Here is a 7976-nt window from a genome sequence, read left to right as displayed (position 1 = left end):
GCTTTACTCAAAGAGTCTAGTAACGATGGCGAAGAGGTCACACCCGTTCCCATACCGAACACGGAAGTTAAGCTCTTCAGCGCCGATGGTAGTTGGGGGTTTCCCCCTGTGAGAGTAGGACGTTGCTAGGCACGCGAAGCCATTCCCTTTGTGGAATGGCTTTTTTGTGTTTTATAAAATACTGTTGCTTAATGAGTTGTAAGGAAATCATATATAATTCTTCAATACCTAACCTGTAAAATCAGTAAATGCTCATGCATTTTCAATATCCGCTCAATAAATTCGGTCGTGTGCTCTATGTTTACCGTGTTCCGCTCAATGACCCAAGACAAGCGCTCAATCGCTCCGCGTATCCGCTCAATGACCTAAGACAAGCGCTCAATCGCTCCGTCTATCCGCTCAATGACCCAAGACAAACGCTCAATCGCCCTGCGTATCCGCTCAACGACTCCAGGCAAGCGCTCAAGCGTCGCGCCTATCCGCTCAATCACCCTAAGAAAAACAGTGCTGCTCTATACATCCCACACTCCGCTCTACAAACTGAGTCAATAACTCTATCCATCTCACAACCCTCACAGTCTCTCACCATACTCTACTATTTAAAAGACTTTCCTTGAGTTTTTAACGAAGGCGCGATACGATTATCCTACTTGTTTAAAGGAGTGGTGCAATGGTAATGATATTAATTATTTTCACGATCAATATTGTCTATGTAACGTTTATGACAATACGAATAATCCTGACACTCAAAGGCTATCGTTATATTGCCGCAACAGTGAGTATGATTGAAACGGTAGTATACGTCATCGGGCTTGGATTGGTGCTGGATAATTTAGATCAAATCCAAAACTTGATAGCTTATGCACTTGGGTATGGTATCGGGGTTATTATCGGTTCGAAAATTGAAGAACGTTTAGCACTCGGATATATAACGGTGAACGTGATAACAGCAGATGTCGATAAGGAAATGCCTGCTGAATTGCGCCGACTAGGTTATGGTGTGACAGACTCATCAGCTAATGGATTAAGTGGTAATCGTTCTACAATGCAGATTCTGACGCCTCGTAAATATGAAGTGCAACTGTATAAAACGATAACGGAACTCGATCCGAAAGCATTTATTATATCGTATGAGCCTAAGTCGATACACGGTGGATTCTGGGTGAAGAGTGTGAAAAGAGGCAAGTTATTTAAATGAGTAAACAAAAGATGTGGTTTGATAGAGAAGAAAATGAAACACTCGAGGAATGTTTGGAGAGAATTCAGAGCTTGGGATATACCGTTGTTGCCAGGCGTGAGAAGCCACTATTTAAACAGGTTGGAGAAGAGTATATTCCGATTAGACAGCAAACACAGTTTCAAGGGATCAAAAATAGCTAATAACTGTCAGTAGAAAGAGAACAGATGGTTATTCATTCATATGTCAACTTAAAAGCGAATGATTGTAAAAGACTTATATTATAATGTTCGTCTTTTAGTTGACGGATTATGTAATAATTGATAATATAATAAGAGTAAATGAGTTCCCCGTATATGCTGCAGAATTGGCTGTGGCGTTTCTACCATGACACCGTAAATGTCTACACTATGTGGGAAAGCAATTTTTCTTGGATAATCATGGAGAATGGCTAAGTTATGTTAGCTATGTATCCATTTTGGTAAGGGTCCTTGAAAGTTCTGCTTTTTGTGCATGTGAAAAGTGGAGTTTTCAAGGACCTTTTTATTATTTTATATTAAATCATCTTGTGCATGAAGGAGCGGATTAGATTTGGAACCAAAAATTGGTGTCATTATGGGCAGTAAGAGCGACTGGGAAACAATGAAGCATGCATGCGACGTATTGGATGAGCTAGGCGTTTCTTATGAAAAGAAAGTAGTGTCAGCCCACCGTACGCCGGATTTTATGTTTGACTATGCGGAACAAGCAGAAAAAAAAGGATTACACGCTATTATCGCAGGAGCAGGCGGAGCCGCCCATCTACCAGGGATGGTTGCAGCAAAAACGCTAGTTCCTGTTATTGGTGTGCCTGTGCAATCTAAAGCATTGAATGGCATGGACTCGCTATTATCCATCGTTCAAATGCCAGGAGGCGTACCTGTAGCGACTGTGTCAATCGGTAAAGCGGGTGCTACAAATGCTGGCCTTTTAGCGGCTCAAATGCTCTGTGTACAAGATGGAGAATTACGTAATAAACTGCAGCAAAGACGCGATGAAATGAAGAAAATCTCGTTGGAAAGCAGTGGTGAACTGAATTGAAAATGATTAAACCAGGACAGACGATCGGTATCATCGGTGGTGGTCAATTGGGGCGGATGATGGGACTTGCAGCAAAAGAGGCTGGTTTCAAGATTGCGGTACTTGATCCAACAAAAAATTCCCCTTGCGGACAGTTGGCGGATATCGAAATCGTTGCACCGTATAATGATGAAGAAGCGTTGAATGAATTAAGCCAAGTAAGTGATGTCATTACATTTGAATTTGAAAATATCGATTATAAAGGATTGAAACGGCTGACAAAGAAAGCCTATGTACCCCAAGGTGCTGAATTAGTCCGTATCACGCAAAATCGTATCAATGAAAAGGCTGAGATTCAAGCGGCTGGAGTACCGGTTGCGCCTTACATAACCGCTGAGACATATGAAGAGTTAGTACAGAAAATTGATGAACTAGGATTCCCTTGTATCGTGAAAACCGCTTTTGGCGGCTATGACGGTAAAGGTCAAGTGAAGCTTGAAGCGAAAGAGCAAATTGAAAGTGCCAAAGATCTTTTTACACACTCTTCTTGTATAGCAGAAGCTTTCGTTCCTTTTGATAAAGAGATTTCCGTTATTATTCAAAGAAATCTAGCAGGACAAACCTATTGCCTGCCAATAGCAGAGAATATTCATAAGCATCATATCCTGCACGAATCAATTGTACCGGCACGAGTAGATGAGGCGGTTTTGGAGCAAGCCGAAGATGCAGCAAAGAAAATTGCAAGCCATTTAGAGTTAGTAGGGACACTAGCAGTTGAAATGTTCGTACTGCCTGACGGTACAATCATTATTAATGAATTAGCGCCACGCCCGCATAACTCTGGTCACTACTCAATAGAGGCATGTAACATCTCACAATTCCATCAGCATATCCGTGCGGTCTGTGGTTGGCCGTTACGTGAGCCGAAGTTATGGGCACCATCCATTATGGTGAATGTACTTGGAGAACATGTAGCACCGCTTCAAGAGCGCATCGCGGATTATCCAGATTGGTCCATTCATTTATACGGCAAAGCAGAAGTAAAAGAAAAACGTAAAATGGGTCATGTCACGATCATGACGGAAAATCTTGATGAAACATTGCAAGAAATTGAGCAGTCCGGTATATGGCAAGATAATAACTAATAAAAAACTATTATTTCCACTTTGGGAGGAACCGACAATGACGAAAGTAACTATTTATGTAACACTACGTGAAAGTGTTGTAGATCCACAAGGCATCGCGACAACTGAAGCACTTCAAAAGATTGGCTATGAAGAAGTGAAAAGTGTAAGAGTTGGAAAACTGATCGAATTACAGCTTGATGGATCAGAAGAGACAATCGAAGCACGTGTGAATGAAATGTGTAACGATCTATTGATTAATAAAGTCATTGAAGATTATCGCTTTGAAATCGGGGAGGTTGCCAGCAAATGAAGTTCGCCGTTTTAGTATTCCCAGGTCTTACTTGTGATCTTGATATGTACCATGCAATTGAGGAAACAGTAAAGCAAGATGTTGAATACGTTTGGCATACAGAAGCCGATCAACTCGATCAATTCGATGCGGTTCTATTACCGACAGGCACTTCATACGGCAACTACTTACGTCCGGGTGCATTGGCGAAAAGTTCACCTGCTTGTAAACAGTTACAAGCATTTGCTGAATCAGGTAAATTGGTTCTGGGTGTAGGTAATGGTTTCCATATCTTAGTAGAAGCAGGTATCCTTCCAGGTGGATTCTTACGTAATCAGAGTTTGAAATTCCGTTCAGCTCGAGAAACAGTACGAGTGGAAAATAATAACACAGCTTTCACCAAAGAATATACACAAGGTCAAGTGCTCACATTGCCAGTAGCTAACGAATTTGGTAACTACTACGCTGACGAACAGACAGTAGAAGAACTTAAAAATAATAATCAAATCGTTTTCACATATGCGAATGAAAATACAGATGGCAGTACAGAAGCAATCGCAGGGATCACGAATGAAAAAGGTAATGTACTCGGTATGATGCCACTTCCTGAACGTGCAGTGGAAGAAATCATCGGTGGAACAGATGGAACAGCTTTATTCCAATCAATCATGAACAATCGGGGTGAACAGCATGTCAATTAATCACGAACCTACAGCGGAGCAAATCAAAGAAAATCGTTTATATCTCCAAATGGGCATGACAGATGCAGAGTATGAGCGTGCAGTAGAAAAACTTGGACGTACTCCGAATTACGTAGAAACAGGTCTGTTTTCTGCTATGTGGTCAGAGCATTGTTCGTATAAAAGCTCAAAGTCTGTATTACGCAGATTTCCTACCGAAGGTGCACGTGTACTACAAGGGCCAGGTGAAGGGGCTGGAATTGTAGACATCGGTGATAATCAAGCTGCCGTGTTTAAAATGGAATCTCATAACTCACCATCAGCAATCGAGCCTTTCATTGGTGCAGCAACAGGTGCAGGCGGAATCATTCGTGACGTATTTTCTATGGGTGCGCGTCCGGTAGCATTAGTCAATTCACTTCGTTTCGGAGATTTAACAGATCCTCGTGATAAATTCTTGTTTGAAGAAGCAGTTGCTGGAATTGCGAGTTACGGTAACGCGATGGGAATTCCAACAGTAGCTGGTGAAGTTCAGTTCGATCAGTGCTATTCTAAGCGTCCGTTGGTCAACGCAATGGCAGTCGGTTTGTTGAATCATGAAGATATTCAAAAAGGTGTCGCAGCTGGTATTGGCAACACAGTGATATACGCAGGCGCTACAACAGGTCGCGATGGAATTCACGGAGCCACCATGTCTTCTTCCGAACTATCTATTGAAGAAGAGCAAGAACTGCCGGTAATGCAAGCAGGAGATCCATTCATTGAAAAGCTATTGATGGAAGCTTGCTTAGAGCTAGTTCAATCAGATGCGTTGATCGGTATTCAGGATATGGGTGCAGCAGGTCTTACTTCTTCAGCAGCTGAGATGGCTTCAAAAGCTGGTTATGGTGTGGAATTGAACTTGGATCTTGTACCACAGCGTGAAGAGAATATGACAGCGTATGAAATGATGCTGTCTGAATCTCAGGAACGTATGTTGATCGTTGTGAAAAAGGGTCGTGAAGAAGAAGTTATTGCATTATTCACGAAGTACGGAATTACTGCAGCAACTATCGGTCATGTAACAGATGATAAAATGCTCCGTTTGCTTCATAAAGGCGAAGTCGCAGCAGAAGTTTCAGCAGATCTACTAGCTGAAGATGCACCTAGCTATCAGAAAGAATCAAAAGAACCTACATCGTTTGCGGAAAACCAGGCGATTGAAAATACAGAACCACAAGTAACGAACTTGAAAGAAACGCTACTCGATTTATTGCAACGTCCAACGATTGCTTCAAAAGAGTGGGTCTACAATCAATTCGATACAGGTGCAAGAACGAATACAGTACTAGCACCAGGAGCATCAGCAGGTGTAATCCGTGTTAGAGGAACAAATAAAGGTATTGCGATGACAGCGGATTGTAACTCTCGATTCATTTATTTGGATCCGGAAGTTGGCGGTAAAATTGCCGTTGCTGAAGCTGCACGTAACCTTGTCTGTTCAGGTGCAGAGCCAATCGCGCTGACTGACTGCTTGAACTTTGGTAGCCCGGACAAGCCTGAAGTATTCTGGCAGTTGGAAAAATCAGCTGACGGTATTTCTGAAGCGTGTCGTAAACTGAATGCACCGGTCATTGGCGGTAACGTATCTCTTTCCAATGAAGTAAACGGTGTGCCAATCTATCCAACGCCAACAATTGGTTTGGTAGGAATCGTTCATGATTTAAGTCAAGTGACAACACCTGGTTTCAAACAAGCCGGAGATGCGATCTACTTGATTGGTCAAACAGAAACAGAATTCGGTGGCAGTGAACTGCAACAAATGATCGAAGGAAAGATCTTCGGTAAATCACCTGCAATCGATTTGGATATAGAAGCAACTCGTCAGCAACAACTTCTTGAAGCAATCCAAGCGGGATTGATTCAATCGGCTGATGATTTGTCTGAAGGTGGATTTGCAGTAGCGCTTTGTGAAGGTACATTCGGTTCACAAGGTTTGGGTGCTGATGTAACAGTGGAAGGCTCAGCAATCACTGCGTTGTTCAGTGAAACACAGTCACGTTTCTTGGTTACGGTACAAGCTGATCAAGTAGCTGCGTTTGAAGGGAAAGTTCAAGATGCAGTGAAAATCGGAACAGTGACAGATGGCGAAGAAATCGTCATTAAAGATGCAGAAGGAACTGTCCTAATAGAAGGGACGGTAGAAGAATTCCAAACTGCTTGGAAAGGGGCTATTGCATGCTTGCTGAACTCAGAGGACTAAACGAAGAGTGCGGCGTATTTGGTATTTGGGGACATGACGATGCTGCACAGCTCAGCTATTACGCATTGCATGCTCTTCAGCATCGTGGACAGGAGGGAGCCGGTATCGTCGTTAAAGGCGATAACGGTCTCCATGCAGTGAAAGGTGAAGGTCTAGTCAATGAAGTGTTCTCAGGCGAAAAACTGAATTCACTTGAAGGACGTGGCGCAATTGGACAAGTTCGCTATACGACAAAAGATGGACGTGGTATAGAAAATGTTCAGCCGCTAGTTTTCCGTTCAACAACTGGTAGCTTGGCAATCGCACATAACGGTAACCTGATCAATGCGACAGATTTAAAAGAACATTTGGAGCGTCAAGGTAGTATCTTCCAAAGTACATCCGATACTGAAGTACTCGCTCACTTGATCAAACGTAGCAGTGGTTCACGTAATCATCGAGAACGGGTGAAAAAGGCACTTAGTATTCTAAAAGGTGCATTTGCATTCGTTTTAATGACAGATGAAGGTTTGATGGTTGCACAAGATCCAAACGGTATGCGCCCATTATCTTTAGGGAAAATTGGTGATGCGTGGGTTGTTGCATCCGAAACTTGTGCATTTGAAATTATCGGTGCTGAACATGTTCGTTCTGTGGAACCTGGTGAATTGCTGATTATCAATGATGAAGGATTATCGTCCGAGCGTTTTGCAGAACCGGCAGATAATGCGATGTGTTCTATGGAATATGTCTACTTTTCCCGTCCTGATTCAAATATCGACGGAATTAATATTCATGCTGCACGTAAACGTTGTGGTAAACAATTGGCTCGTGAAGTACAGATTAGTGCAGATGTCGTCACAGGGGTTCCAGATTCGAGCATCTCTGCTGCAATTGGATTCTCTGAACAAAGCGGTATTCCGTATGAGCTCGGATTAATCAAAAATCGCTATGTCGGACGAACGTTTATTCAACCATCTCAAGCGCTGCGTGAACAAGGTGTGAAGATGAAGCTATCACCTGTACATCAAGTCGTTGATGGTAAGCGTGTGGTTATGGTTGATGATTCAATCGTTCGTGGTACAACATCTAAACGAATAGTTTCAATGCTTCGCGATGCGGGCGCTAAAGAAATACATGTTGTCATTGCTTCACCACCTTTGATCGCTCCGTGTTATTACGGTGTAGATATTAGTTCAGATTCAGAATTACTTGCAACGGGTCGTACTATAGAAGAAATGCGTGATGAGATCGGCGCAGATTCCCTATCATTCCTATCAATAGATGGAATGCTGGAATCGAATGGTCGGTCAGCTGAAATGAAAAACTGCGGACAATGCTTAGCTTGTTTCACGGGTGAGTATCCAACAGAGATTTATTCGGATACGACAATGCCGCACGAAAAAGAAATCGTACGATAGGA

9 protein-coding genes, 1 rRNA gene and 1 riboswitch are annotated in these 7976 nt (G+C 42.6%); all 10 genes read left to right on the top strand.

Annotated features, from left to right (window positions below; genetic code table 11):
* Positions 1–15 precede the first annotated feature (15 nt).
* The 10 genes from rrf to purF all read left to right on the top strand — a co-directional run bounded on the left by rrf (position 16) and on the right by purF (position 7974).
* A 5S ribosomal RNA gene (rrf, locus tag CSV80_RS09365) occupies positions 16–131 on the top strand.
* Positions 132–248: 117 nt separating this feature from the next.
* Positions 249–617 (top strand): hypothetical protein, encoded by a 369-nt coding sequence (locus CSV80_RS17330; RefSeq protein ID WP_144034636.1) that lies wholly within the window; start codon positions 249–251, stop codon positions 615–617.
* A gap of 53 nt (positions 618–670) precedes the next feature.
* Entirely contained in the window at positions 671–1198 is a 528-nt protein-coding gene (locus CSV80_RS09360; protein ID WP_029054985.1) for a DUF2179 domain-containing protein, read from the top strand.
* The gene (locus CSV80_RS09355; RefSeq protein ID WP_099670621.1) at positions 1195–1380 is read left to right on the top strand and encodes an NETI motif-containing protein; all 186 of its coding nucleotides are present in this window, start codon (positions 1195–1197) and stop codon (positions 1378–1380) included. Before CSV80_RS09360 ends, CSV80_RS09355 begins: the two co-directional genes overlap by 4 nt.
* 127 nt (positions 1381–1507) lie before the next feature.
* A riboswitch (purine riboswitch) is annotated at positions 1508–1608 on the top strand.
* 160 nt (positions 1609–1768) lie between these two features.
* Positions 1769–2257: a 5-(carboxyamino)imidazole ribonucleotide mutase gene (gene purE, locus CSV80_RS09350; RefSeq protein WP_099670620.1), complete on the top strand. Its 489-nt coding sequence runs from the start codon at positions 1769–1771 to the stop codon at positions 2255–2257.
* 2 nt (positions 2258–2259) lie between these two features.
* Complete coding sequence (gene purK / locus CSV80_RS09345) at positions 2260–3381, top strand: 5-(carboxyamino)imidazole ribonucleotide synthase (protein ID WP_099670626.1); 1122 nt, start codon at positions 2260–2262, stop codon at positions 3379–3381.
* A 37-nt stretch (positions 3382–3418) separates the two neighbouring features.
* Positions 3419–3673: a phosphoribosylformylglycinamidine synthase subunit PurS gene (gene purS / locus CSV80_RS09340; protein ID WP_083033870.1), complete on the top strand. Its 255-nt coding sequence runs from the start codon at positions 3419–3421 to the stop codon at positions 3671–3673.
* Positions 3670–4353, top strand: a complete 684-nt coding sequence (gene purQ, locus CSV80_RS09335; protein ID WP_029054980.1) for a phosphoribosylformylglycinamidine synthase subunit PurQ — start codon at positions 3670–3672, stop codon at positions 4351–4353. Before purS ends, purQ begins: the two co-directional genes overlap by 4 nt.
* Positions 4343–6574, top strand: coding sequence for a phosphoribosylformylglycinamidine synthase subunit PurL (gene purL, locus CSV80_RS09330; protein WP_099670619.1), 2232 nt, complete (start codon positions 4343–4345; stop codon positions 6572–6574). The genes purQ and purL overlap by 11 nt, the downstream gene beginning before the upstream one ends.
* Positions 6550–7974, top strand: coding sequence for an amidophosphoribosyltransferase (purF, locus tag CSV80_RS09325; protein WP_099670618.1), 1425 nt, complete (start codon positions 6550–6552; stop codon positions 7972–7974). The genes purL and purF overlap by 25 nt, the downstream gene beginning before the upstream one ends.
* Positions 7975–7976: the final 2 nt, after the last annotated feature.

It is taken from the genome of Sporosarcina sp. P12(2017) (assembly GCF_002743035.1).
In the GTDB taxonomy this organism is placed as follows: Bacteria; Bacillota; Bacilli; order Bacillales_A; family Planococcaceae; genus Sporosarcina; species Sporosarcina ureae.
Note: the sequence above shows the minus strand (reverse complement) of the source record. Positions and strands in the feature narration are given on the sequence as shown.